Origin of the sequence: Brevibacillus sedimenti, from assembly GCF_020923495.1 — a bacterium.
Lineage (GTDB): Bacteria > Bacillota > Bacilli > Brevibacillales > Brevibacillaceae > Brevibacillus > Brevibacillus aydinogluensis.
On sequence record NZ_CP064048.1, the window covers coordinates 677,238 to 702,500 of the forward strand.

The following is a 25,263-nucleotide window of genomic DNA, read 5'->3' on the forward strand; positions in this document are numbered from 1 at the left end:
GTGCATGCCTTGGAAACCCGTCAGTTGACGTTGTCCTACGGCGAACGGAATATCATCGAAGCACTTGATCTGCGCATCCCGCGCGGGCAGATCACGGTTTTCATCGGCAGCAACGGCAGCGGCAAATCCACCTTGCTGCGCTCGCTTGCCCGGTTGTTGAAGCCCAAGCAAGGGGCGATCCTGCTCGACGGCGAGTCGATCGCCAAGCAGTCGACCAAGGAAGTGGCCAAGCGGCTGGCGATTCTGCCCCAAGGGCCGACAGCTCCGGAAGGCTTGACCGTCCTGCAGCTCGTCAAGCAGGGGCGCTATCCGTACCAGAGTTGGCTGCAGCAGTGGTCGGAGGAAGATGAACGGATGGTGACCAAGGCGCTGGCCGCCACCCAACTGACCGAATTGGCCAACCAGCCCGTCGACTCGCTGTCAGGCGGACAGCGGCAGCGTGCCTGGATCGCGATGACCTTGGCCCAGGGGACGGAGACCATCCTGTTGGACGAACCGACCACCTACCTGGACATGGCGCACCAAATTGAGATCCTCGACCTGCTGTACGAACTGAACCGGACGGAACAGCGCACGATCGTCATGGTACTGCACGACTTGAACCTGGCATGCCGTTACGCTCACCACATCGTCGCCGTGCACAACCGGAGCGTGTACGCCGAGGGCAGCCCGGACGCGGTCATGACAGAAGAAATGGTCCGCCACGTGTTTCAGATGGAGTGTCAGATCACACGCGATCCGCTCTACGGCACGCCGATGTGCATCCCGTTCAGCAAAAGCCGGTTGACCACTGCAGCTGAGCCGAGACAGATGGTGCACGCATAGATGCGGCCCGATCGATCGGTACACGATAAACGAACAAAAAAAGGTGCTTTCCCTCAGAGGGAAAGCACCTTTTTTGCGTTGCCGCGAATGGGCTTACTTCTTCAGATTGTAGAAAGCGTTGCGGCCGCCGAAGCGTGCGGTGTCGCCCAGCTCGTCTTCGATGCGCAGCAGTTGGTTGTACTTGGCCACGCGGTCTGTGCGGGACGGAGCCCCTGTTTTGATCTGGCCGGCGTTGGTCGCAACCGCGATGTCAGCGATGGTGGAGTCTTCCGTTTCACCGGAGCGGTGAGAGATGACTGCGGTGTAGCCGGCCCGCTTCGCCATCTCGATGGCGTCAAAGGTTTCGGTCAGCGTACCGATCTGGTTTACTTTTACCAGGATGGAGTTGCCGGTCGCATTTTCAATCCCGCGCGCCAGACGCTCGGTGTTGGTCACGAACAGGTCGTCGCCGACGAGCTGTACTTTGCCGCCGAGGCGCTCGGTCAGCACTTTCCAGCCGTCCCAGTCGTCTTCGGAGAGACCGTCTTCAATGGAGATGATCGGGTACTTGCTCACCAGGTCTTCGTAGAAGGCGATCATTTCTTCCGTCGTCTTCACGACGCCTTCACCTTCAAAGTGGTACTTGCCGTCCTTGTACATTTCGGTAGCGGCCACATCCAGCGCCAGGAAGACGTCTTTGCCCGGCTCGTAGCCAGCCGCCTTGATCGCTTCCAGAATGGTGGTGATCGCTTCTTCGTTGGATTTCAGGTTAGGCGCAAAGCCGCCCTCGTCCCCTACTGCCGTGTTCATGCCTTTGGCAGCGAGCACTTTTTTCAGCGAGTGGAAAATTTCCGCACCCATGCGCAGTGCTTCCTTGAACGATTCGGCTCCGACCGGCATCACCATGAACTCCTGGATGTCCACCGTGTTGTCTGCGTGCTTGCCGCCGTTGAGAATGTTCATCATCGGCACCGGCAGGGTCTTGGCGTTGAAGCCGCCCAGGTAGTTGTAGAGGGAAACGCCCAGGGACGCAGCTGCGGCGCGGGCGACTGCCATGGAGACGCCGAGAATCGCGTTGGCGCCCAGTTTGCCTTTGTTCGGGGTGCCATCCAGTTGGATCATCGCCGTGTCGATGCCCACTTGATCCAGCGCGTCCATGCCGATCAGTTCCGGCGCGATAATCTCGTTGACGTTCTCCACCGCTTTCAGTACCCCTTTGCCGAGGTAGCGGCTCTTGTCACCGTCGCGCAGTTCCACTGCTTCGTACGCGCCTGTGGATGCGCCGGACGGAACGGCTGCACGGCCCATGGAGCCGTCTTCCAGATACACCTCTACTTCCACGGTCGGATTGCCGCGGGAGTCCATGATTTCGCGTGCGTAAATGTCGGTAATCATCGTCATTGTGACCATCTCCTTTGTTATGTTGGAGAACCCCGCACCAGCCTGGGACTCGCGGGTGCGGCGTTCGTCGTTGGCCTGGTTCGTCTTCTTGGCTGTTTACTTGGCGATCAGCGATTTCCCGGTCATTTCCGCCGGCTGCGGCAGACCCAACAGCTCCAGCATGGTCGGCGACAGGTCGGCCAAAATGCCGTCTTCCCGCAGTGTCACGCCTTCCTTCGTGACGATTACCGGCACGGGGAAGGTGCTGTGGGACGTTACCGGCCGTCCTGCTTCATCCAGCATCAGGTCGGCATTGCCGTGGTCAGCCGTGATGATCGCTGCGCCGCCTTTGGCGAGGATGGCGTCCACCACTTTGCCGAGGCATTCGTCCACGGTTTCCACTGCCTTGATCGTCGGCTCCATTAAGCCGGAGTGACCCACCATGTCGCAATTGGCGAAGTTGAGGATGATCGCGTCGAAACGTTCCGCTTCGATCTCTTTCAGCACCGCTTCCGTCACTTCCGGCGCACTCATCTCCGGCTTCAGGTCGTAGGTGGCCACTTTGGGCGACGGAATCAGGATGCGCGTCTCGCCGGGAAACTCCTGCTCACGTCCGCCGCTGAAAAAGAAGGTGACGTGCGGGTATTTTTCCGTCTCGGCGATGCGAAGCTGCTTCAATCCGTGCTGCGCCAGCACTTCGCCCAGCGTGTTGTCCAGGTTGGTCGGTTTGTAGGCTACATAGCCGTTCACCGTCTCGGAAAAATGCGTCAGGCAGACGAAGTGGAGGTTGCGCGGATGCCCCTCACCCCGGTCGAAGCCGCGGAAGTCGTCATTGGTGAACGCCTGCGAAATCTGAATCGCACGGTCCGGCCGGAAGTTGAAAAAGATGATCGAATCGCCGCTCTGGATGGTGGTAACCGGCTTGCCCTGCTCGTCCACGATCACCGTCGGCATCACAAACTCGTCCATGATCGACTTCTCGTACGATTCCTTGACTGCCTGAATCGGGTCGGTGTAAGCCGGTGCATCCGCGTACACCATTGCCCGGTACGCCTTTTCGATTCGCTCCCAGCGCTTGTCCCGGTCCATCGCGTAGTAGCGTCCCTGCACGGTGGCAATTTTGCCCACGCCGAGCTCGGCGATTTTGCCCTGCAGTTCCTCGATGTAGCCGACGGCGCTGTCCGGCGCCACGTCACGCCCGTCGAGAAAACCGTGGATGAAGACGCGGTCGACATTTTGCCGTTTGGCCAGCTCCAACAGTGCGTACAAATGCTCGATGTGGCTGTGCACGCCGCCGTCGGAAATCAGGCCGAACAGGTGCACCTGCTTGCCGTGTTCCTTGGCGTGGCGGAATGCGCCGATCAGCGTTTCGTTTTCGAAAAAGGCGCCTTCGCGAATCTCTTTGGAGATCCGGGTCAAATCCTGGTACACCACGCGGCCTGCCCCGATGTTCAGGTGGCCGACTTCGGAGTTGCCCATCTGCCCTTCCGGCAGCCCGACAGCCAGTCCGCTCGCCTGCAGCGTGGCGTGGGGATACTGCTGCCAATAGCGGTCAAAGTTGGGCTTGTTGGCCTGCGCCACTGCGTTGCCGTAGGTTTCTTCCCGCAGCGCAAAGCCGTCCAGAATGATGAGTGCGACCGGTTTGGGTCGATGTGCCATCTGACTTTCCTCCTTACGACTGACGCTGTGCGGCGGCTTTGGACACCAACTGCAGGTAGCTGTCCGCCGTCAGGCTGGCACCGCCCACCAGCGCTCCGTCAATGTCCGGCTGCGCCATGAAACTGTCGATGTTCTCCGGCTTCACGCTGCCGCCGTACTGGATGCGCACGGTCTGGGCAGCTGCCTGGCCAAACCGATCGGCAATCGTGCCGCGGATGATCGCGATCGTCTCGTTGGCGTCTTCCGCCGTGGACGATTTGCCCGTGCCGATCGCCCAGATCGGTTCGTAGGCGATCACTACGTCTGCCAACTGGTTGGCCTCCACGCCGGCCAGCGCCGCTTCGGTCTGACTGCGCACGACTGCGGCGGTTTCCCCCGCCTCCCGCTGCTCCAGGCTTTCGCCCACGCAGACGATTGGCTTGATGCCGTGCTTCAGGGCAGCCAGCACCTTTTTGTTGACGGTCTCGTCCGATTCGTTGAAATACTGCCGCCGTTCCGAGTGACCAATGATCACGTAGCGGACGCCGATCTCCTTGAGCATCAGCGGGCTGACCTCACCGGTAAAGGCGCCCTGCTCCTCAAAGTGAACGTTTTGCGCCCCCAGGGCGATCGAGGTGCCCTTGAGCTCCTCTGCCAGGGCAGCCAGAGCCGTAAACGGCGCGCAAATCACCTGTTCCACGCCAGCCGGAGCGCTGCCCGCTTTCGCCTCCTGGACGAAGCGGACGGCTTCGGCAATCGTTTTGTACATTTTCCAGTTTCCAGCGATAATTGGGGTTCTCAGAGGAATCGCCCTCCCTATTCGTTGTCCTCGAGCACGGCCACGCCGGGCAGTTCCTTGCCTTCCATGAATTCCAGGGAAGCACCGCCGCCGGTGGAAATGTGCGTCATTTTTTCCGCCACGCCTGCTTTCTCCACGGCTGCCACGGAGTCGCCGCCGCCGATGATCGTCGTGCCGGAGCAGTCGGCCATCGCCTGAGCTACGCCAATCGTCCCGTGGGCGAAGGCGTCCATCTCAAACACGCCCATTGGCCCGTTCCACACAACCGTACGGGAATCGACGATCACGCTGCGGTAGCGTTCCACCGTTTTCGGGCCGATATCGAGCGCCATCCATCCGTCCGGAATCGCGTCGACGGAGACGGTCTGTTTCTGTGCGTCAGGCGCGAAGCGGTCCGCCACCACTACATCCACCGGCATCAGCAGTTGGACGCCGCGCTCCTCGGCCTGTGCCATCAGCGAACGGGCCAGATCCAGCTTGTCGTCCTCGCAGAGGGAGGCGCCGATGCCGTACCCTTTTGCCTTGAGGAAGGTGTTGGCCATGCCGCCGCCGATGATCAGATGATCCACCTTGGTCAACAGGTTTTCGATTACGGCAATTTTATCTTTAACCTTTGCGCCGCCGACAATGGCCGTAAACGGACGCTCCGGACGGGTCAGGGCGCCGCCCAGGAAGCGGATTTCCTTTTCCATCAACAGGCCCGCTACTGCCGGGATGTACTGGGCGATGCCCGCCGTGGACGCATGGGCGCGGTGTGCCGCCCCAAACGCGTCGTTGACGAACACATCGGCCAGCTGCGCAAAGCGTTGTGCCAGTTCAGGATCGTTCTTTTCCTCACCTGCATGGAAACGCACGTTTTCCAGAAGGATCACGTCGCCGTTTTGCATGTTGGCGACGGCTGCTTCCACGTCGGGACCGACAGAGTCATCCAGCTTCTGTACCTCTTTGCCGAGCAGTGCTGAAAGATGGGCAGCAACAGGCGTGAGGCGCATTTCTTCGACCACCTGCCCTTTCGGACGGCCAAAATGGCTGGCGAGAATCACCTTGGCGCCTGCATCCAGCAAGAAACGAATCGTCGGCAGGGCGGCACGGATGCGCGTGTCGTCGGTAATCACGCCGTCCTGCATCGGTACGTTGAAGTCGACGCGGCAGAAAACGCGCTTACCTGCCAGGTTCACATCACGGATAGACTTCTTGTTCATGAACGATCCTCCCCACAACTATGGCTTATGTTCGGAAAATAGCGTATGGGAAAAAGGGAGAGGACGCTCTCCCTTTTTTCACAACAGTTCTATTTTACTTTTTACAAGCCACGTTCTGCAACAAATTGACACAAGTCTACAACGCGGTTGGAGTAGCCCCATTCGTTGTCGTACCAGGAGACGACTTTGACCATGCTGCCTTCCAGTACCATTGTGGACAGTGCGTCGATTGTAGAGGAAGCCGGGTTGCCATTGTAGTCGGAGGAGACCAGCGGTTCTTCCGAGTAGCCGAGAATGCCTTTCAGCGGACCTTCCGCCGCTTCCTTCAGAACGCGGTTGACATCTTCCACCGTTACGTCGGTTTTCAGTTCGGCCACCAGGTCGACGACGGACACGTTCGGCGTCGGTACGCGCATCGCAAAGCCGTTCAGCTTGCCTTTCAGCTCCGGCAGCACGAGCGCCACTGCTTTGGCAGCACCGGTCGAGGTCGGGATGATGTTGGTCGCAGCGGCACGCGCACGGCGCATGTCTTTGTGCGGCAGGTCGAGGATTTGCTGGTCGTTGGTGTAGGAGTGAACGGTCGTCATCAGTCCGCGCACGATGCCAAACTTCTCATGCAGCACTTTGGCGAACGGCGCCAGGCAGTTGGTCGTGCAGGATGCGTTGGAGATGACCGTGTGCTTTTGCGGATCGTATTTGTCCTCGTTGACGCCCATTACGATCGTGATGTCCTCGTTGGTCGCCGGCGCGGAGATGATTACCTTTTTCGCTCCGCCTTCCAGGTGCTTCGCCGCGTCTTCCCGTTTGGTGAAACGGCCGGTGGACTCCACCACGATCTCTACACCGTACTCCGCCCATTTGAGCTGAGCCGGATCGCGCTCCGCCAACACCTTGATTTCCTTGCCGCCGACGATCAGCGTGTTTTCGCGCGCTTCCACATCCACATCCAGCACGCCGTGTACGGAGTCGTACTTCAGCAGGTGGGCCAGCGTCTGCGCGTCGGTCAGGTCATTGACGGCGACGATTTCCACGTTCGGATTGTTCAGCGCAGCGCGAAACACGTTGCGGCCGATGCGGCCAAATCCGTTGATACCTACTTTTACCATGACAATACCTCCTGCTCTCTCATCATCGTTATCTGCTTAGTTTTTCAAAAACGCCCGCCGTCTGAAAGGAACGGGCAGTGACTATCGTTACAATCGGCAGCAACAGGGGGAAGAACAAATACGGCAGCGTCTCGACAGTGGGAACGCCCAAGGTGACGGCCATCAACATCGCCAGGCCGCACCAGGGAATGATCACCGGAATCAACATGGTCGAATCCAGCATCGTCCGGCCGAGCAGCACCTTTCCCCCCTCCAGCCGGGAGAACCGCTCCAGCAGCGTCGAACCAAGCACCAACAGCGGAATCGTCTGGTTGCAGCTGATGGCGACCACCAGCACTGACAACAGTACGGCTTTGCCCGCAAAGGCTGCCGGCCGTACCGTCTCGCCCATCAGCCGGTCGACCAACGGGGCCAGCAGATTGGCCTTGTTCAGGATGCCGTTCAAAAAGCCGGCCAGGCTAATCAGCACCAGCACGTTCAGGATGGAGGCCATCCCGCCTCCGCGCACCAGTTGGTCCAGCGGCGTGCCGGAATGCAGCTCGTATCCGCTCAGGACAGAGCGAAAGATGGTTCCGGCGTCCAGCGAGGTCGTCGTCAGCACGAGCACCGCGGCTGCAGCGATCCCGTACAGCAGGGCCGGGATTGCCCTGACCCGCAAGGCAAACGAGCCGATCAGCACAATCAGCGGGACCAGCGGCAGCCAGCCGATGAAAAAGAATCGGTGCAGCAGTTCCTGGTAAAAGCCGATCATGTCCGTTACGCCCGTCTGACTGCGCAGCAGGTCCACCAGCAGGAACAACAGGGTGCACGCCCCCACCGTGAACAGAGCGGGGCGGTTGCTGCGGCGTTCCTCCTCTTCGGTCATGCCGGTGATGCTCAATACCAGCAGCCGGCTGCTGGAGAGAGGGGAAAACCGTTCCCCCACCATCGCGCCGCTGATCAGCGCGCCTGCCACGCTTCCGCCCGGTACTCCTGCCGTGTGGGCGATCCCCATCAACGACAGGCCGATCGTGCTCAGCGTCCCCACCGAACTTCCCAGCAGGTAGCTTGTCGCCGAGGTCAGGAGAAACGAAAGAACCAACATGTACCGGACATCGACTACCGACAGCCCGTAATAGATGATGGAAGGAATCGTGCCGCCCATCATCAGGAGAGGGATGAGCAGCCCGACCAGAAACAGGATGAGCAGCACCGGTTTGGTCTGCTTTACGCCGTCCCAGCCGAACGCCAACAGTGTTCTCCAGGAATAACCAAGGCGATGTACACTAACAAGTGTGACCAAGATGGAAAAAACCATCCCCAGATACAGCGGAAAGCCGAAATGAAGACTCAGCGCGATCCCCGCGATCAACGACAAAACGGGGAGGACCGTCAGCACGTTCATCAATTCCTCGTCCCTCCAATGCAGTCATTCGGACAAAATGGCACGCGCCGCCCCTTCGTCCGTGATGAGTACATTTTGGCACGACTGCTTGGAAAAGGAAAGAATCGCTTTCGCCTTGCTCTTGCCGCCCGCGATGGAAAGTACCGCCTCCGCCTTTTTGACGTCCTCGAGCTGAAGGCCGATCGTCGGCATGCGGTGAACCGTCTCGCCCGCCTCGTTAAAGTAGTAGCCAAACGCTTCCGACACGGCTCCGGCCTGCTCCAGCTCGCGCAGCTCCGCTTCGGAGTAACTGCGCCGTCTCGCCATCGTCAGGGCGTCGCCGATGCCGTGCAGGACGATCCGGGTGTGCTTCAGCAGGGCCAGAACCTCTTTGATCTGCGGTTCCCGCAAGAGGCTTTGCAGCGCTTCCGGATGCAGCCGATCCGGCACGTGCAGCAGGCGGTATGTTCCACCGGTCTTGGCAGCCATCGCCGATGCCAGCGTATTGGCCTGCAGTTCCACCCGCTCACCCAGTCCGCCGCGGGCCGGGACAAACTGGACGCCTTTAAACGCAGGTGACGGTGTCAGATGCTGGGCCACACTGGCGATCGACGTCCCGCCGGTGACAGCGACGATGTCTCCTTCCCGCACGTACTGCTTCAGCACGCGCGCTCCGACGCGTCCCAGCTCCTGTTTGACCCAGGGGGAATGGTCGGCGTCTCCCTGGACGACGATCACTTTGGCGATGCCCAGCACTCGCTGCAGCCGTTCTGCCAGCTCGGTCAGGCCGAACAGTTCGCCAACCAGCGGTTCCAGTTCATCCAGCACACGCTGACCCTCTTCGCTCAAGCTCATCCCGGCTGCCGTCACGTGAAGCAGCCCGGTTTCCTTCAGCAGGTCCACCTCGGCCCGCAGGATGCGCTCCGTGCTGTGAAGCTCCTGGGCCAGAGCCCGCCGGCCAATTGGCTGCAGGTGATGCACCGAGCGAAGCAGCATGTACCGCTGCCGCATTACATCAACCAGGTCGGGCAGCAGTTTTTGTTGCATCTCGATGAAACGCCGCATCTGCCTTCTTCCTCGTCTGCTTGGTTTTGTTCCGGGACGTAATTTGTCCCGCTGTAACATTTTTTGTCCCGGTTGGAGCAAAAAAATAATCTCACTTCTCTTTGAATGTAACACACCTGTAAAAAACATGCAAGGTCCCTCAGCCCATCAGAGCCAAGGGACGTGTTGCCGGTTACTGCAGGCGGCGAACCAGCTCCGCTCGCAGTTCTTCCCAGCTGACTACGCTGGTGACGGAGCGAAATGCCTCCTGTCCGTCAATCTCCACGACGGGGATGACCAGCATGTACTTTTCGTGCAGCGCATCATCCTCCTCGATGTCGACCACGGTCAGGCGCAACGGAAACTCCATCTCCAGAAGGCGGATTGACTGCTCCACCTGCTCGCACAGATGACAGTTTTTCCGCCCGTACAGCACGATCTCAAACGGTTTGCCTGCTTGCATCTCTCAAAACCTCTTTCGCTTCGCTGACGAGGGGATCATCATCTCTTCCCGATATTTGGCCACGGTCCGGCGGGAAATCTCGATGCCTTCCTGCAGCAGCATCTCAGACAGCTTCTGGTCCGACAGCGGCTGTTTCCGGTCCTCCTGTTCTATCAGCGCCTTGATCCGGCGCTTGACACTCTCCGACGAGGCTGCCTGGCCGCTGGACGTCGACAGTGCCGACGTAAAAAAGTACTTCAGTTCGAAAATTCCGCGCGGCGTCTGCACGTATTTGTTGCTGGTCGCGCGGCTGATGGTCGACTCGTGCAGATTGACCCGCTCGGCAATCTCTTTTTGCGTCATCGGCTTCAGGTAGTGTATACCGCGCTCGAAAAAGTCCCGCTGCATCTCGACGATCGCCTGGGTGACGCGCATCAGGGTCAACCGCCGCTGCTCCAGGCTTTTCGCCAGCCACATGGCGGCATTCAGCTTTTCGTGAATAAACTGCCGGGCGTCATCCTGGCTCTTCTGCTGGCGCAGCATTTTCTCGTAAAAGCTGTTGATTTTGATCCGCGGCGTCGCCACGTCGTTGACCAGCACCACGTAGTCGTCGCCCACCTTTTCCACAGCCACGTCAGGGATGACGTAGCGCGTCTCGGCGCGGGAAAAGGCGGAACCCGGACGAGGGTTGAGCGTGCGCAGCAGATCAGCCATTGCCTGCACATCCCGCACCGTACAGCCGATCTTCTCGGCAATCCGCTGATAGCGGCAGTCGGCCAGATCGTGCAGATACAGACTTACCACCTGCACGATGTTGTCGTCGTCCAAGCCCAAGTGGCGGAGCTGCAGCAGCAAACATTCTTCCAGACTGCGGGCCGCCACCCCGGCTGGGTCAAAGTGCTGCAGGACGGCCAGCACGTCTTCAATCTCGTGCAACGCCACCCCCAGGCGCTCCGCCGCTTCCTCCAGCGGGACTTCCAGATAGCCCTTTTCGTCCAGATTGCCGATCAAAAACAAGGCAATCTTCCGCTGCAGCGGTGTAAAACCCTTGACGTAGCCAAGCTGCCGTTCCAAATGTTCGTACAGCGTCACCGTGTCGTGATGCACGAAGTCGAGCGGATTGTAAGTGCTTTCATTTTTCCCCACGGAATATTCACCCGTGGCCCGATTTCCCACGAGCTCCTTCCAGTCGATTTCCGGAGCCGGACGCTCCTTTTTTACAGGTGCCGCGTCCACCGCCTCTTCCTGCAACTCGATTACGGGATTTTCGTTTGCCTGTTCCTGCAGATAGGAGAGCAGATCGACAGCCGAATACTGTAAAATGGTGATCGCCTGTCTCAACTCCGGCGTCATCACCAGCTTCAGCGTCTGCTCCTGATAAAGACCCAGTCCCATGTTCATCGAGTTCGCCCCCCTTCTCTATTATGCAGCAGATTTCGGCACTTCTGTCTTTTCTCATTATATTCGCTCAATCATGCAATTTTCCTGCCAATATTTGATTTTCAATATGTCTGCTCGCCCAATCAACCGACATTGACCGCTGCGCGTACTGTTGGCAAACACGAAGACTCAGCAGCAGCGGTGTGACTGCCTCTGCCCCAAAAAGTTTTTTGTGATTTTCCAGTTTTTGCATTTGCATATCCCTAAAATATGTTCTATAATAAAGATCGTCACGCGCCCGTAGCTCAGTGGATAGAGCGGCGGTCTCCGGAACCGCGTCTTGCGTAGGTTCGACTCCTACCGGGCGCACCATACGTGGCAATCAGCTATAAACGCGATTCTCTGCCAGGCAGAGGGTCGCGTTTTTTACGTGTACATGCCCCCCTGCCCGCGTCGCGTTTTGCAGCGGACGCTACCAACTTCTTTGCTGGTCGTCAAGAAAGCGAACGGGTCCTATCACCCATGCACCACTCACTTTGTCTACACGCTGAAGCGCCCTGGAGAGCATTCTCCAGAGCGCTTTTTTTACTGCGGGTCCTGTTTGTTCAGCTTGCGGTCCCGTTCCGGCTGATGCGATCGACCGGACTCATCCGCGCGTTACTGCGCTTCACCCACGTATACTTTCTGGCCGTTTTCGTATTTGTACACGTAGACGGACGCATACTCGTTGTCGCCTTTGTCGTCAAATCCGACTTTGACGAACTGGCCTTGGAAGTCCTTGATCTTGTGCACGTGCTCCAGCACTTGCTCGCGGGTCGGTTTTTGACCGTTGTTGGCTTTGATCGCTTCTTCCAGACCGTGCAGCAGGACGTTCATCGAGTCGTAACCAAAGGACGTGAAGATCCCGACTTTGTTGCCAGTAGCCTGTTCAAATTCGGAAATCCATTTCTTGCCTTCCTCGGTCGCCCCGATGTCGCCAACGACGGACGTGAACACGACGTTGTTGGCATTGTCGGCGCCTGCGATTTTCACCAGATCAGCGGAGTCGTAGCCGTCGCCGCCCATCACGATGCCTTTGAAGCCTTTTTCACGAAGCTGCTTGATGAGCACGCCGGCGTCGGAGTAGTAGCCGCCGAAGTAGATCATCTCCGGTTTGGCGGCGATGATTTGGTTGATCACGGCGCTGTAGTCCTTTTCGCCGGCGGTAATGCCTTCATAGCCGACCACCTGGACGCCGTCCTTTTCAAATTGCTTTTTCACCTCGTCTGCCAGTCCCTGACCGTACGCCTGCTTGTCGTGCACGATGTAGGCCGACTTGACGCCCAACTGGTTCTTGGCGTAGATAGCCGCCTTGGAGCCCTGCATGTCGTCGCGCGCGCAGATGCGGTGCACCACTTGTTTGCCTTCTTCCGTCAGGTTGGCCCCGGTCGAGGACGGCGAAACCATGACCAGTTTTTCCTGTTCGTACTGGGCGGATGCCGTAATCGACGCACCGGTGGTCACGTGGCCGACGACGCCGATGACATCCGGATTGGAGATGAGCATCTGCGCAACCGCCACGCCCTGTTTCGGGTCGGCCTGGTCGTCCTGGGCGAGCAGTTGAACGTCAAAGCCCAGTTTTTTGAAATCTTCCTGTCTTTGTTTCAGGGCGTATTCGGCCCCGCCTTGGCGGTGCTGCCGTAATCGGAGTACTGACCGGACAGCGGGCCGACCGAAGCGATCACCAGTTTTTGAAGCGAACCCGAGTTGGAGCCGGAATTGCTGCCGCTGTCGCTAGACTGCTGTTGTCCGCAGCCGGCCAGAGCGGTGCCCAGCGCCAAAACCGTTGCAAGAAACGCAAATGATTTCTGTTTTTTCATCGCGAGAAATCCCCCTTTACTTTACCAGCAAACCAATTGATGAAATAAAACCACTTGCTCATATTTTAAAATAAATACGAAAATTTGCAACAGATAAAATAGATGCAAGATATAGGCAATACCTATAGGAGCGATTCCAAGATGATGAAAAAGGAAAACCGCCTCCCGTCGGGAAGCGGCTGCATGCGCGTTTGGCTATTTCTCTATTCCTTGTATTTGCGGGAGTACGCTTTGCTCGTGACATAGAGCGTCAAGGCGATAAACCCGATAAACATGACGACACTGGCCACAATGACCGTCGTTTCCATCTTGCACTTCCCCTCTCCCACTGCTTTCTGCCTTATTATACGGGAAAAAGACAGGCTGTTACAACGGATGAATCCGCCAAACGGCTTGCTTGTCCGTCTAGATGGACATGATTCTCCTTGCCACACAAAATACCAATAATTACAAATTAACCTTCCTGCGTCTGCATGCCACACTATGAAGAAACGGCACATATCCTGCGAACAAACGTTTTTGTGCACAACCTGTTGACAACTCTGTGGATAAGTTCAAGAAGGAGCGGTTCTCGTGGCGAACGAGCGATTGTACCTCATCTACCAGGAAGCGAACGACGAAGAATGCCTGCTGACCATTCAGCCGTATACGGACGAACAGGCATTGGCCGAGGCCATCAACAAGCTGCAGGCCCGACAGGTGGAAGAATACACGATCATCAAGGGACGGAAAATGAACGCGACGCTGCGCCTGGCTGTTGAGCTAACCGAAGCGGAAGAAACGGAGGAAGCCTGAGTCCGCTTCGGAAGCTCCCCTCTTTTCCAGTGCCCGCTTCTCCTGCTATGTTTGAAGGAGGGAGCCCGTCGATTGAAATTTTGACGGAGGCGATCCCGTATTGATCACTGGGAGGAGGGATGCGTGATGGATCAGGAACTGGCGCGACTCAACAGCGAAGCCGCCCGGTTGGCCGTGCAGTTTGTGAACGGACAGCCGCGGGCGTTCCACCGGTTGGTCCTGTTGTTTGCGCCGCGCGTGATGCGCATCGTTCGCAAGCTGGTCAGCGGCTATCACGACGGTGAGGACCTGTACAACGAAATTTGGCTGAAAGTCGCGCAAAATTTGCACAAATACGATCCCGCACTGCCCTTTCACTCCTGGCTGTACCGTATCGCCTCCAACTCGTGCATCGACTTCCTGCGCAAAAAACGGGAGATCGTGCTGGAGGACGAACAGTTGTTGCTGCACGTACATAAACACCCCGCTGAGACTGTCAAAAGCCCGGAACGGTTCCTCGTGGAAAAGGAGACGCATACCGAGCTGACAGCGCTTATGGACAACCTGAACGAAACCGACCGGCTGATTCTGACCCTCCGTTTTGTCGAAGGCATGAGCTATGAAGAAATCGGCAGCATTGTAGGGATGAACAAAAACACCGTGGGCACCCGGCTGTTCCGGGCCCGCAAGCAGTTAAAAGAATTGCTGGAGAAACATCGGGAGGAAAGGAGAATGGCCGATGCCGCATATTGACGAACTGACTTTGATGATGTACAGCGATGACGAGTTGTCCGCCGAGGAAGCGGCCCGCGTTCAAGAGCATCTGGACCACTGCTTTCACTGCCGGCAGTCGTGGGAGCGGTTGACCGGCGAGCAGCATCTGCTGGCAGAGACGATTTTCGCCGCGGATACGTCGCTGCCGCCGCTGGAGTTGGACTCGCTCACGGCGGCGCAGATTGAAGGCATTGCCATCCTGCACAGGCGGCATCGCCGCCGCCTGCTGTGGCGGGCGATACTTGGCGCGGGCACTCTTCTGGCGGTTGCGGCCGGGTATCTCATTTTTTGGCAGAGTGTGTGGTTTCACTGGGTTGCCTCTGCGTGGAATTCCTGGACATCCCGCTTCTTTTGGGGATCAGCCCTGTGGCTGAAGGACAACGCCGGTGACCTGTTCAACGTCCCCGGTCCATACGTGGTGGCACTGCCGCTGCCGCTGCTGCTGCTGATCGGTCTGCTTTTGCTGGTGAACATACGCTTCCTTCCCTTTCCTCCATCCCGGCTGCAGAATCGGGAGGTCGACTGATGGGACGGATCAAACTCATCCTCTGCCTGCTGCTGTCCGTTTTCCTGCTTGTGCCGGCACATGCAGTCCATGCGTTCGGCACAGTGTCAAACCATAGCTACGTGCTGCCGGCTGACGCGGTGCACGACGGCGATCTGGCGGTCAACGCCAATACGGTCTCCATCGAAGGAACAGTGAACGGCGACCTGTACGTGCTTGCAGAAAACGTACAGATACGCGGACGCGTCACCGGTGATGTCCTCGCGTTTGCGGTCGACACTCGCATCAACGGCACTGTCGCGGGAGATGTGCGCGCCTTCACGCAGCAGCTGTCGATCTCCGGCAATGTGGAACGAAACGTCACCGTCGGTTCCAGCCACATCGTGCTGGAGCAGAACGGCCGTATAGGCGGCAGCCTGCTGATGTTTACCCCGCATGCGGACCTGAACGGCAAAGTGGCCCGTGAAGCAAACGGCAAGGTGGACACCCTGCGCATCACGGGCGAAATCGGAGAAGGCATCTCACTACTCCACTCCAGCTCCCTGCAGATTGACGCACCTGCCGTGATCGGCGGCGATCTGGTCTACTCCAGTCCGCATCGGGCTGCGATCGGTTCCGGCGCTGTCCTCAAAGGGAAGGAACTGTATTCCCCCGCGGTGGTGGCTGCAGACCAAGACACCTTTTCCTACTTTCCCATCCTGTTGGGCCTCTCGTCGCTACTCAGCACGCTGCTGCTCTGGCTGGCTGTGCGCTTTCTCTTCCCGGCCGGGCTGAGCTGCATCTACAGCCAATTGGACCGGCACCCGGGACAGGCGTTCGCTTGTGGCGCCGGCTTGGTGCTCGGCCTGCCGCTCCTGTCGATCGCGCTGCTGGTGACCGTCGTCGGGATTCCGGTGACGGTGGCGCTGCTGCTGGCATTCGTGCTGCTTACCTGGTCGGCAAAGGTGTTTGTCGGCTCCTGGATCGGCATCCGGCTGGCCGAGCGTTTTCGCTGGCGGCTTCCCCCCCTGCTCGCCGAGCTGCTGGGCGTGGTGGCGCTGCAGTGCCTGCTGATTATCCCGTTTGCCGGCTGGCTGTTCGCGCTGCCGGTGTGGATGGCCTTCCTCGGATCGCTGGCCTGCGCGGTCCGTCAGGCGAATAAAACATTTCTGACGCCATAAGGTTTAGGAGAGGCAGGATTGGGAGAGAACTGAGAGAAAGGCTTGCAGTTACCTGTTTGACCTTTACTGACCTTTCGTGTATGATTAATCTTACCAAGAGAGGAGGAAGGCTTAATGCATATGAACTTGATTCCCACCGTCATCGAACAGACGAATCGCGGTGAACGTGCATATGATATTTATTCGCGCCTGCTAAAGGATCGCATTATCTTTCTCGGAACGCCGATCAACGACACCGTTGCCAACATCGTCGTAGCGCAACTGCTGTTCCTGCAGGCCGAGGACCCGGACAAAGACATCCACTTGTACATCAACAGCCCGGGCGGTTCGATTACCGCCGGTATGGCGATTTATGATACGATGCAATTCATCAAACCGGATGTGTCCACCATTTGTGTCGGCATGGCCGCGTCGATGGGAGCGTTTTTGCTGGCGGCGGGCGCCAAGGGCAAACGCTTTGCCCTGCCGAACAGCGAAGTGATGATTCACCAGCCGCTCGGCGGCGCGCAAGGCCAGGCGAGCGACATCGAAATCGCTGCCAAACGCATCCTGAGAATGCGCGAACACCTGAACAAAATCCTCGCCGAGCGCACCGGTCAGCCGCTGGAGCGGATTCAAAAGGATACCGACCGCGACAACTTCCTCACCGCTCAGGAAGCGCTGGAGTACGGCCTGATCGACAAGGTAATCACGCCGGAATCCTCTTCCAAATAAGCAATCGGCTTGACAGGGTTCTTCCCCTCGAAGCACGACACCCGGCCAGCAAGGCCGGGTGTTTTTACTTCTCCTCCAATTGTCCGACCTCGACCGCCATGCTGTTGGCCGGATTGCCTTCAATGTGGACGCGGGCCGTCGCGGTTCGTTCATCCACGCCGTCGATCCAGACCGGCTGCCCTTTGTACTGGACCTCGATTTTTTCCGAGGAGCGCAGGATTTCCTGTGCGCGCTTCACATCCATGTATCATTCCCTCCCTTGGTGCTGTCAGCGGTTGTCGCGGGCCGAACTGGCGCCCGTCATGGTATCGGTGGTCGACTCCTCGATCAATCCGTTCTGGTCGCTGACCTGTCCGCCGCCGAGCCCCTCGTTTACCATGCGGTCAATGTCCATGTCGTACTGGTCGCGTCCTTCGTATAGGGTGTCACGGTTGTTCTCCACACGTCTCCCTCCTTTGGCGCGGTTGGGCACCGGGTGATGAAAGACTCCATCGCATGCGGCAGCGAGTGGAAGCCTTGCCTGTTTCATCTGTTAGCATTCCCCGGGCGACGGGAAAACATGCAGCCTGCCCCAAACAGACGCGTACCTTGAGGATATTACGGTTGCGCCAAATCACCCCGTCGCGTCAGCATGGGCCATCGCTTCGATACGTTTTTTTTACGTAATCAACGATTTCCTCTGCCGGCACCCCATCCGTCATGATCTTTTCTTCAAAACATGTGTCCTGAAAAGCCTCCACACACGCTGGGATTTGCCGGTAACACCAGTTCCCCTCCGCTTCTCCCCGCCTTCTGAGCCGTTCATAGAGGGTTTCCCGGCTGGCGATCAGGCAAAAATGGCAGGTATGTTTGTCCAGCTCTTTGAAGCCGTTGAAAATGTATGTGAAGTATTCCTTATGTATAATCGTCATGGGAACAATCAAATGCTTCCCGTAGGTCATCTTCAGCAGCCCGGCCACCTTTACCGTCAGCACCCTCCACAATTGCAAATCCTGAAAATTATCTGTCTTTTCCTCGCGCAGCCTCATTTCCTCCGGAACGATGCGGCGCAGCATAAAGCCCACCTCTTCCGGGTCAAACAGCATGCTGTTCGGTATGGATGCAGCCAGCCTGCTGGCAACCGTCGTCTTCCCGGCGCCATACGCACCATTTATCATTACAATCATGGTCACTCACCCTTTTTACACGGGATGTGAAACAGCCGAGTATAACGCCATCGCCGCCGCACGGTAAAAGAAAAAGAGGCACCCGCAAAGAATGAAGTTGCTTTGCATTATGCCTCTGATTCTTGCAAGGAGCAGCATTGCGATTGCAAACGGAGCTGCGCTGCAAGGTGTCAATAACGTTGCGGCCTATTCCTCTTTGCTGACCAGATTGGCCAGGCTGCTGACCGCTTGAGCCGCATCAGGGCCTTCCGCCGAAATCGTGATTTCCGTTCCCGAACTGATGGCGAGGCTCATGATGCCCATGATGCTTTTTGCGTTTACTTTTTTGTTTCCTTTCTCCACAAAAATTTCCGATACAAAGCGGTTGGCCTCCTGCACGAAAAATGCCGCAGGACGGGCCTGCAACCCAGTTTTCAATTTGACCACAACCTGCTGTTGAACCATGTATGGACCTCCTCACACAGTGTACTCGTTACCGATAAGTATACCATGCTGCTAGATGGATACATTTTGTTTTTCTCGCAATTTCTCAGCAATTTCGTTGATTTTTCTCAACCGGTGATTGATGCCTGATTTGCTGACCGGACCGCTGGGCAGCATTTCCCCCAGCTCCTTCAGATTGATGTCCGGGTGCATCAAGCGCAGTTCCGCCACTTCCCGCAGCCGCTTCGGCAGGTTTTCCAAGCCGATCTCCTGCTGAATCAGCTTGATGTTCTCCATCTGTCGGGCAGCGGCATTTACCGTCTTGTTGATGTTGGCAATCTCACAATTGTGCAAGCGGTTCACCGAGTTGCGCATGTCTTTGACGATCCGCACGTCCTCGAAGTACAGGAGAGCCTGATGCGCGCCGATGAGGCTGAGAAATTCAGTAATCTTCTCGCCTTCCTTGATGTAGAGCACATACCCTTTTTTCCGCTCGATACACTTGGCGTTTAGTCGATAGCGGTTGGCCATCTTGGTCAGCGCTTCGCAAAAATTCTGGTAGGACGTGAAAATTTCCAAATGATAGCTGGACGCCTCCGGATGATTCACCGAACCACCAGCCAAAAACGCCCCGCGCAGATAGGCCGCCCGGCAGCACGAGCTTTTGACGATCTCCGGTGAAATGCCCTGAACAAAGGACTTGTCTTGGTCCATAATGCCAAGTTCTTGCAAAATCTCGTGCGCCTTGTGCGGAATCCGCACGATGTAGACGTTGTTTTTCTTCAGCCGCATTTTTTTGCGCACCAAGAGTTCGGCGTGTATATGAAACAGGCGCTTGGTCAGGGTGTAGATCCGTCTGGCAATCGCCGCATTCTCTGTTGTCACATCCAGCACCAGCCGTCCTGCCCCGAATTGCAGACTGCCGTTCATCCGGATCAAGGCAGCCAGCTCCGCCCGGCTGCAGCACTCGGGGGTGTCCAGCATGGTCAGTTCCTTTTTCGTTTGTGCGGCGAATGATGACATTGACCCTCACTCCTTCTCTAGCTTCCGCATCCTGCGCTTGCGCCTGATCAGGGATACCACCTGTTTGCTTACGGCGTGCGCGTCGTGACGCAGATAACCGTCCTCAAACGTTACCAGCGGCTTCGCCACGACGTGCAGCCCCAGTTGACGCAATCGCCCCAGATCGCAGATGACCGGAGTTGCCCCCTTTTCCGCATACTTTTCCAAGACATGCGCGGGAATGTCAGCCGAGTTGACGATTACGGTGTCCAAAAATGGACTGCCCACGTGACGGTACATCACTTCCACGTGCGCGGACGCGGTGTACCCATCCGTTTCACCCGGCTGCGTCATGACGTTGCAAATGTACAGTTTTGGTGATGGCGAACGCTTCACGGCATCAAACAGTCCGCGCACCAACAAGTTAGGCAAAATGCTGGTGTACAGACTGCCGGGACCGATCAAGATCGCATCCGCTTCTTCAATGGCCAACAAGGCCTCGCTTAACGGCACTGCGTCTTCGGGATCGAGGAAGACGCGCTTGATCCGCTTGCCTGTAAGCGGTATCTGGGACTCGCCGACGACGATCGAGCCGTCCTCCATTTCGGCCAGCAGCCGAATCGACTGGGTGGACGCCGGCAGCACGTCGCCGCGCACAGCCAGGACACCGCTCAGCTTTTTCACTGCTGTCACAAAATCTCCCGTAATCTCGTTCATCGCTGCAAGTAGTAGATTCCCCAAATTATGGCCGGCTAATCCCGTGCCGGTTGAAAAACGGTACTGCATCACTTTCTCCATCAACGGCTCGGTGTCGGCGAGGGCCGTCAGCACGTTGCGAATGTCACCGGGCGGGGGCATATCCATCTCCTCCCGCAGTATGCCTGAGCTTCCTCCGTCATCGGCGACGGTAACAATCGCCGTGATGTGAACCGGTTCATGCTTCAACCCCCGCAGCAGGACAGACAATCCCGTTCCCCCGCCGATCACGACAACCCGCAGCTGTTCCCCGGGCTGCGTTCCCTTTCTCCTTGTCGGCATATGTCACCTCATTATATGCTGATCCACACAGGCGTTCCTCGCAGATGTCCTTTCGCCATCCTATGCTCATTTGTTTTTGTCAATGTCTCGATGGCTGATGCGAACCGTAAAATCTTTGCTGAAGACGTTCCCGATGTGCTCGGTGATCGCCACCGAACGATGCTTGCCGCCTGTGCAGCCAATACCGATCACCAGCTGGCTTTTTCCCTCCCGCTGGTAATGGGGTAATGTAAAGGACAGAAAATCGACCAGTTTGTCGATAAATTCCTTCGTCTCCTTATGATTCATGACGTATTCGGCCACTTCCGGGTCACATCCCGTCTTCGGCCGCAGTTCCTCCACGTAGTGCGGATTCGGCAAAAACCGCACGTCAAACATCAGGTCGGCGTCAATCGGCGTACCGTATTTGAAACCAAACGACAGCACGTTGATCGTCAGCGGCGATCCCTGCTGTGCGTATTGACTGATAATCTTTTCACGCAGCTGTGCCGGTTTCATCTGGCTGGTATCGATAATCTGATGCGCCCGCCCTTTCATTTCCTGCAGCAGGCGGCGCTCGGCGTGAATGCCTTCCAATGGCGAACCGTTCGGCGAAAGCGGATGGCGTCGGCGTGTCTCTTTGTAGCGGGACACCAGCGTCTGGTCACTGGCATCGAGATACAGGATATGAAACGAAATACCCTCCATCTGATTCAGGCTGTCAATCGCTTCGGACAGGCTTTCGAAAAACTCTCGTCCCCGCAGGTCAATCACCAGGGCAACCCGTTCGATGCCGCCGCCCGATTGTTTAATCAGTTCCGCAAACTTGGGAATCAGCACCGGAGGCAGGTTGTCGACACAAAAGTACCCCAAATCTTCCAAGCTTTGTACGGCTACGGTCTTGCCAGCACCCGACATTCCCGTAATAATGAGCAAATTGATGGCTCTGTCTTTTCCCACTTCCGTCACTCCACTCGCCTCCTACGATTCTGACATAAGCATACCATAACCACTGTCGTATTCGTACCCTCCCAACCACCTAACCGTGGAACCGGCCGGACTGCATCGCACCTGAAGCGGGTTGTCCCATCCGATTCGGTAAAAAAAAGACGCGGCTGAATGCAGCCACGCAAGTATGGTTCGTATAGATAAGGGGGTCAATTCATCGTCTTCTAGTGTACCGCCCAAATATTTCATTTATGTTACAAGGAGGTTAAGACATTGTGACATTTTCTTCCGCCAGCCGCTCATTCAGTTCTTCCACGTAGTGCTGAGCCGATTGAGCAGCGATGGAACCGTCGCCGGTAGCAGTCACGACCTGGCGCAGCATTTTTTCCCGCACGTCCCCTGCGGCAAAAATTCCTTTTACCTTGGTGTGCATACGCTCATCGGTCAAAATGTAACCCGCTTCGTTGGTGATGCCCAACCCGCGCACGCACTCCGACAGCGGATTCATGCCGACGTAGATGAACACGCCATCGGTCGGGAATTCGCGCTGCTCGCCCGTTTTGACGTTTTCCAGCAGCACTGCCTGTACTTTGCTGTCGCCGCGGATTTCCTTGACGACCGTATCCCAGATTACGTCGATTTTTTCATTGTCAAACGCCCGTTTTTGCAGAATCTTTTGGGCGCGGAATTGATCCCGACGGTGCACGATGGTCACTTTGGAGGCAAACCGGGTCAAAAAGACTGCCTCTTCCACGGCCGAATCGCCGCCGCCGACAACGACCAGCTCCTTGCCGCGGAAAAACGCCCCGTCACATACAGCGCAGTAGGAAACGCCGCGTCCGGACAGTTCTTTTTCCCCGGGGACGCCAAGCAGGCGGTGTTCAGCACCGGTCGCGACGATGACCGATTTCGCCAGGTACTCCTTGTCGCCGGCAATCACCCGCTTGTACGGATGTCCGTCTTGGATTTCCTTGATTTCGCCATACGCGTACTCGGCACCAAATTGCTGGGCGTGCTCAAACATTTTGGTGGACAGGTCGGGTCCGAGAATCGACCCAAAGCCCGGATAGTTTTCGATTTCCTCCGTATTGGCCATTTGCCCGCCCGGAACGCCGCGTTCCAGCATCAGCGTGCTCATGTTGGCACGGGAGGTGTATACGGCAGCCGTCATGCCGGCGGGGCCGGCTCCGGCAATGATGACATCGTAAATTTTTTGGTCGCTCATGTCCACTGCCTCCTCAATCTGCACGATTGTGCCTGCTCTCATTCACTTATTTAAACTTATTATAAAATGAGAATCTATTTCAGATCAAGTGCTGCCAACGCTTTGACACACTTGGCTACGGTTGAAGGAGATATCCCGTATTTTTCGGCGAAATACGCCTGGGATTGCTTCTGATTGTTCATCGTTCCGTATAGATATTCCAGCGCGGCCACCCACGCCACCGTTTTCCGCACCTGTACCGGGTTGGCGACGCTTTCCTTGTAGCGGTGCCAGACCTTGAGGCACCATTCGCCCATGTCAGTCCGGTCGTTTTCCATCAGGCAGCGGCAGATGCAGTCTTCCACGCTCTCCATTTCCGTCTGGGGCGGGACACTGCTCACGCGACCCGCCGCACCGTTTGTCGTGCGGCTCGCCTCATCGTCTGTGACGGCATCACGCTGCGCTGCGTTTGGCTTGCCCTTGACGCGTTCCGCCGAGGTGCCGGGAGGGCAGTCCGGCAACGCCGCTCCCATGTCAGCCAGTGCCAGCAAGGCCAGCTTCTGCAGCTGCGGATCGTCTGTCTGGTGGTAAAAATGGCGAACAGCCGCTTCCGCTTCGTCATCGCCGATCATGGCAAGCGTTTGCAGGACGGCAAACTTTACTTCATCCCGCCCATGCTGCAGCGCCCAGAGCAATGAAGCGCGGATCATCGGGTCCTGTTTGAGGCCTTCCACGCCTTCAAGCGCCGCTTTTTCCCAGGATACTTCACGCTGCGGCGGATGGTACTGATACGGAATCAATAGGGTATTCTCCCCTTCTTCCTGCGCTTTTACTAATTGCAAGTAGTGATCCGCTACACCCGAATCCGGGTCCAGCTGCTTGGCCTTCTGCCACCAACGCAGTGCCTGATTTCTGCGTCCGGTCATATAGGCAGAGATGGCCGCATAGTGGTATGTGCAGGCTTCGTGCATACGCCCCGTCCGCAACATCCGGTAGTACAGTCGGTACGCTTCCTCATGCTGCCCGAGCACGCCCATCGTCGTCGCCAGCTTGTACATGTGCTCCGGGTGATACGGGACCACTTTTTTCAGCATCTCGATCAGCCCGACTAGTTCCTGCACGCGATTGTGGTGGGAAAGCAGGACGGCCAGGTTGCACAGCGCATGCAGGTTTCCGTTTTCCCGCTCCAGCGTCTGTTCGATCGTCGCCATCGCCTGGGCAAAATCGCCCACGTAGTAGTAGGCCAGCGACAGGTTGTTCCAGGCCGGCATGAACGACGGGTCCGTCTCCACAATTTCTTTCAACGTCTCCAGTGCCTCTAAAAAGCGCCCTTCTTCCAGGCTTTGACGAGCTCGTTCGTGTTTGCTGTATACGTCCTCGCGGTCACCGGGAAGGAAGTGGCGCGGCGGCATGTCCAGTTCAAAGTAAATATAATCGAGCAGTTCTTCCGCTTCGAGCCGATATGGGCCGTTTTCATCCGCTTGCAGGTAACGGATCGCCATTTCTTCCGCCATCTGGTAGTCTTCCAGATTGGCGTAATTGTTGGCCATGTAAAAGTATACTTCCACCATGGACGAATCGTACTTTTCGATAATTTCATACAAGACGTCGTTTGATGCTTCAAATTGCCCCGTTTCTGCCAAAACACTGGCCAGGTGGCAGTGGTATTCGGCATTGGTAGGCTCCAGCTCGATTGCCCGGCGAAAGCAGCGAAGGGCCTTCTTGTAATCGTAGCGATGCAGGGAACGAAGACCTCGCTCCACAAAGAATTCCGGATCTTGCATGAAGTCAACAACGGTGGCTTTGATGATACCCTTGTTATGTTTCATAGAACCTCCAACATCCCGGGAGCAGTACTCCATGTATCGTACCAGAAGCTCTCCCGCGCCACAAGTTGATTCGGCCGGCAAAGTGCTTGGCAACCAGCCAATAAAGCAGGAAACACCACTGGCTTTACAGCGAGTGGTGTCGTCTATCCGTTGTATCAATTGTGTAAAACGAAAATGGAGCGGACGACGGGTCTCGAACCCGCGACCTTCGCCTTGGCAAGGCGACGCTCTACCAATTGAGCTACGTCCGCACTGGTGAGCCATGAAGGACTCGAACCTTCGACCCTCTGATTAAAAGTCAGATGCTCTACCAACTGAGCTAATGGCTCACAATATGGTGGCTCGGGACGGAATCGAACCGCCGACACGAGGATTTTCAGTCCTCTGCTCTACCAACTGAGCTACCGAGCCGCTTTGATTGTAGATGGCGGAGCTGACGGGACTCGAACCCGCGACCTCCGGTGTGACAGACCGGCGTGAACTCCAGCTTCACCACAGCTCCGTGAAAAAAACCTTCATTCCTTGAAAACTGGACATGCATGGTGCAAAGGATCATTGGAGTGGATAAGTCCTCGACCGATTAGTATTCGTCAGCTCCACGCGTTGCCGCGCTTCCACACCGAACCTATCAACCTCATCGTCTTTGAGGGGTCTTACCAGCTTGACGCTGTGGGAAGTCTCATCTTGGAGGGGGCTTCACGCTTAGATGCTTTCAGCGCTTATCCCGTCC

25 protein-coding genes, 5 tRNA genes, 1 rRNA gene and 1 pseudogene (1 of these 32 cut by a window edge) are annotated in these 25,263 nt (G+C 57.1%); 7 read left to right on the plus strand and 25 right to left on the minus strand.

Translation table 11 applies throughout. The features are described 5' to 3' along the window. Entirely contained in the window at positions 1–825 is an 825-nt protein-coding gene (locus IRT44_RS03245; protein ID WP_171566320.1) for an ABC transporter ATP-binding protein, read from the plus strand. Between the two features lie 93 nt (positions 826–918). Here IRT44_RS03245 and eno read toward each other — a convergent pair whose 3' ends face one another. The 10 genes from eno to IRT44_RS03295 all read right to left on the minus strand — a co-directional run bounded on the left by eno (position 919) and on the right by IRT44_RS03295 (position 11,411). Continuing rightward, positions 919–2,205, minus strand: coding sequence for a phosphopyruvate hydratase (eno, locus tag IRT44_RS03250; protein WP_171566321.1), 1,287 nt, complete (start codon positions 2,203–2,205; stop codon positions 919–921). 96 nt (positions 2,206–2,301) lie between these two features. Continuing rightward, positions 2,302–3,843, minus strand: coding sequence for a 2,3-bisphosphoglycerate-independent phosphoglycerate mutase (gene gpmI / locus IRT44_RS03255; RefSeq protein ID WP_171566322.1), 1,542 nt, complete (start codon positions 3,841–3,843; stop codon positions 2,302–2,304). A gap of 13 nt (positions 3,844–3,856) precedes the next feature. Then, positions 3,857–4,624 carry a triose-phosphate isomerase gene (gene tpiA, locus IRT44_RS03260; RefSeq protein WP_171566347.1) on the minus strand — a complete coding sequence of 256 codons (768 nt, stop codon included), beginning with the start codon at positions 4,622–4,624 and terminating at the stop codon, positions 3,857–3,859. 14 nt (positions 4,625–4,638) lie between these two features. Continuing rightward, positions 4,639–5,823 (minus strand): phosphoglycerate kinase, encoded by a 1,185-nt coding sequence (locus tag IRT44_RS03265; protein ID WP_171566323.1) that lies wholly within the window; start codon positions 5,821–5,823, stop codon positions 4,639–4,641. A gap of 101 nt (positions 5,824–5,924) precedes the next feature. Then, positions 5,925–6,929 (minus strand): type I glyceraldehyde-3-phosphate dehydrogenase, encoded by a 1,005-nt coding sequence (gene gap / locus IRT44_RS03270; RefSeq protein WP_171566324.1) that lies wholly within the window; start codon positions 6,927–6,929, stop codon positions 5,925–5,927. A 28-nt stretch (positions 6,930–6,957) separates the two neighbouring features. Beyond that, the gene (locus IRT44_RS03275; RefSeq protein WP_230077444.1) at positions 6,958–8,313 is read right to left on the minus strand and encodes a Na+/H+ antiporter NhaC family protein; all 1,356 of its coding nucleotides are present in this window, start codon (positions 8,311–8,313) and stop codon (positions 6,958–6,960) included. 24 nt (positions 8,314–8,337) lie between these two features. Continuing rightward, on the minus strand, positions 8,338–9,357 hold the full coding sequence (locus tag IRT44_RS03280) for a sugar-binding transcriptional regulator (RefSeq protein ID WP_171566326.1): 1,020 nt from the start codon (positions 9,355–9,357) through the stop codon (positions 8,338–8,340). 172 nt (positions 9,358–9,529) lie between these two features. Beyond that, positions 9,530–9,799, minus strand: coding sequence for a glutaredoxin family protein (locus IRT44_RS03285; RefSeq protein WP_171566327.1), 270 nt, complete (start codon positions 9,797–9,799; stop codon positions 9,530–9,532). A gap of 3 nt (positions 9,800–9,802) precedes the next feature. After that, positions 9,803–11,179, minus strand: coding sequence for an RNA polymerase factor sigma-54 (gene rpoN / locus IRT44_RS03290; RefSeq protein ID WP_171566328.1), 1,377 nt, complete (start codon positions 11,177–11,179; stop codon positions 9,803–9,805). A gap of 67 nt (positions 11,180–11,246) precedes the next feature. Further along, positions 11,247–11,411, minus strand: coding sequence for a hypothetical protein (locus IRT44_RS03295; RefSeq protein ID WP_171566329.1), 165 nt, complete (start codon positions 11,409–11,411; stop codon positions 11,247–11,249). 41 nt (positions 11,412–11,452) lie between these two features. On the opposite strand from IRT44_RS03295, the gene IRT44_RS03300 reads away from it, so the two are divergent. After that, positions 11,453–11,530: transfer RNA gene (locus IRT44_RS03300), tRNA-Arg, on the plus strand. A 285-nt stretch (positions 11,531–11,815) separates the two neighbouring features. Here IRT44_RS03300 and IRT44_RS03305 read toward each other — a convergent pair. Next, positions 11,816–13,017: pseudogene (locus tag IRT44_RS03305) on the minus strand (branched-chain amino acid ABC transporter substrate-binding protein). Positions 13,018–13,590: 573 nt separating this feature from the next. Between IRT44_RS03305 and IRT44_RS03310 the strand changes: the two are divergent. From IRT44_RS03310 to clpP, 5 genes are all read left to right on the plus strand, one after another. After that, positions 13,591–13,812: a hypothetical protein gene (locus IRT44_RS03310; RefSeq protein WP_212133494.1), complete on the plus strand. Its 222-nt coding sequence runs from the start codon at positions 13,591–13,593 to the stop codon at positions 13,810–13,812. A 126-nt stretch (positions 13,813–13,938) separates the two neighbouring features. Continuing rightward, on the plus strand, positions 13,939–14,544 hold the full coding sequence (locus IRT44_RS03315) for an RNA polymerase sigma factor (protein ID WP_171566332.1): 606 nt from the start codon (positions 13,939–13,941) through the stop codon (positions 14,542–14,544). Continuing rightward, complete coding sequence (locus IRT44_RS03320) at positions 14,531–15,091, plus strand: zf-HC2 domain-containing protein (RefSeq protein ID WP_212133488.1); 561 nt, start codon at positions 14,531–14,533, stop codon at positions 15,089–15,091. Before IRT44_RS03315 ends, IRT44_RS03320 begins: the two co-directional genes overlap by 14 nt. Continuing rightward, on the plus strand, positions 15,091–16,230 hold the full coding sequence (locus tag IRT44_RS03325; RefSeq protein ID WP_230077445.1) for a bactofilin family protein: 1,140 nt from the start codon (positions 15,091–15,093) through the stop codon (positions 16,228–16,230). Before IRT44_RS03320 ends, IRT44_RS03325 begins: the two co-directional genes overlap by 1 nt. Positions 16,231–16,350: 120 nt before the next feature. Continuing rightward, complete coding sequence (clpP, locus tag IRT44_RS03330; RefSeq protein WP_171566348.1) at positions 16,351–16,944, plus strand: ATP-dependent Clp endopeptidase proteolytic subunit ClpP; 594 nt, start codon at positions 16,351–16,353, stop codon at positions 16,942–16,944. A 64-nt stretch (positions 16,945–17,008) separates the two neighbouring features. Here the strand turns inward: clpP and IRT44_RS03335 are convergent, their stop codons facing one another. From IRT44_RS03335 to IRT44_RS03400, 14 genes are all read right to left on the minus strand, one after another. Further along, positions 17,009–17,188, minus strand: a complete 180-nt coding sequence (locus tag IRT44_RS03335; RefSeq protein WP_171566335.1) for an H-type small acid-soluble spore protein — start codon at positions 17,186–17,188, stop codon at positions 17,009–17,011. Between the two features lie 24 nt (positions 17,189–17,212). Continuing rightward, positions 17,213–17,386 (minus strand): hypothetical protein, encoded by a 174-nt coding sequence (locus tag IRT44_RS03340; RefSeq protein WP_171566233.1) that lies wholly within the window; start codon positions 17,384–17,386, stop codon positions 17,213–17,215. Positions 17,387–17,570: 184 nt separating this feature from the next. Beyond that, positions 17,571–18,110, minus strand: a complete 540-nt coding sequence (locus tag IRT44_RS03345) for an AAA family ATPase (RefSeq protein WP_230077446.1) — start codon at positions 18,108–18,110, stop codon at positions 17,571–17,573. A gap of 186 nt (positions 18,111–18,296) precedes the next feature. Continuing rightward, complete coding sequence (locus IRT44_RS03350) at positions 18,297–18,554, minus strand: HPr family phosphocarrier protein (RefSeq protein WP_171566337.1); 258 nt, start codon at positions 18,552–18,554, stop codon at positions 18,297–18,299. Positions 18,555–18,605: 51 nt separating this feature from the next. Next, the gene (gene whiA / locus IRT44_RS03355; RefSeq protein ID WP_171566338.1) at positions 18,606–19,556 is read right to left on the minus strand and encodes a DNA-binding protein WhiA; all 951 of its coding nucleotides are present in this window, start codon (positions 19,554–19,556) and stop codon (positions 18,606–18,608) included. A gap of 6 nt (positions 19,557–19,562) precedes the next feature. Further along, on the minus strand, positions 19,563–20,573 hold the full coding sequence (gene yvcK / locus IRT44_RS03360; RefSeq protein WP_230077447.1) for a gluconeogenesis factor YvcK family protein: 1,011 nt from the start codon (positions 20,571–20,573) through the stop codon (positions 19,563–19,565). 66 nt (positions 20,574–20,639) lie between these two features. Next, a complete protein-coding gene (gene rapZ, locus IRT44_RS03365) occupies positions 20,640–21,521 on the minus strand; it encodes an RNase adapter RapZ (RefSeq protein ID WP_171566340.1) in 882 nt (293 codons plus the stop codon). Between the two features lie 244 nt (positions 21,522–21,765). Further along, positions 21,766–22,725 carry a thioredoxin-disulfide reductase gene (gene trxB, locus IRT44_RS03370; RefSeq protein WP_171566341.1) on the minus strand — a complete coding sequence of 320 codons (960 nt, stop codon included), beginning with the start codon at positions 22,723–22,725 and terminating at the stop codon, positions 21,766–21,768. A gap of 74 nt (positions 22,726–22,799) precedes the next feature. After that, a complete protein-coding gene (locus IRT44_RS03375) occupies positions 22,800–24,533 on the minus strand; it encodes a tetratricopeptide repeat protein (protein WP_230077448.1) in 1,734 nt (577 codons plus the stop codon). A 175-nt stretch (positions 24,534–24,708) separates the two neighbouring features. After that, positions 24,709–24,784 (minus strand) — tRNA-Gly (locus IRT44_RS03380). A 2-nt stretch (positions 24,785–24,786) separates the two neighbouring features. Next, positions 24,787–24,862 (minus strand) — tRNA-Lys (locus tag IRT44_RS03385). Between the two features lie 6 nt (positions 24,863–24,868). Continuing rightward, a tRNA-Phe gene (locus IRT44_RS03390) sits at positions 24,869–24,944 on the minus strand. Between the two features lie 14 nt (positions 24,945–24,958). After that, positions 24,959–25,035 (minus strand) — tRNA-Asp (locus IRT44_RS03395). Between the two features lie 58 nt (positions 25,036–25,093). Next, positions 25,094–25,263 (minus strand): 23S ribosomal RNA (locus tag IRT44_RS03400) (it continues 2,800 nt past the right edge of the window).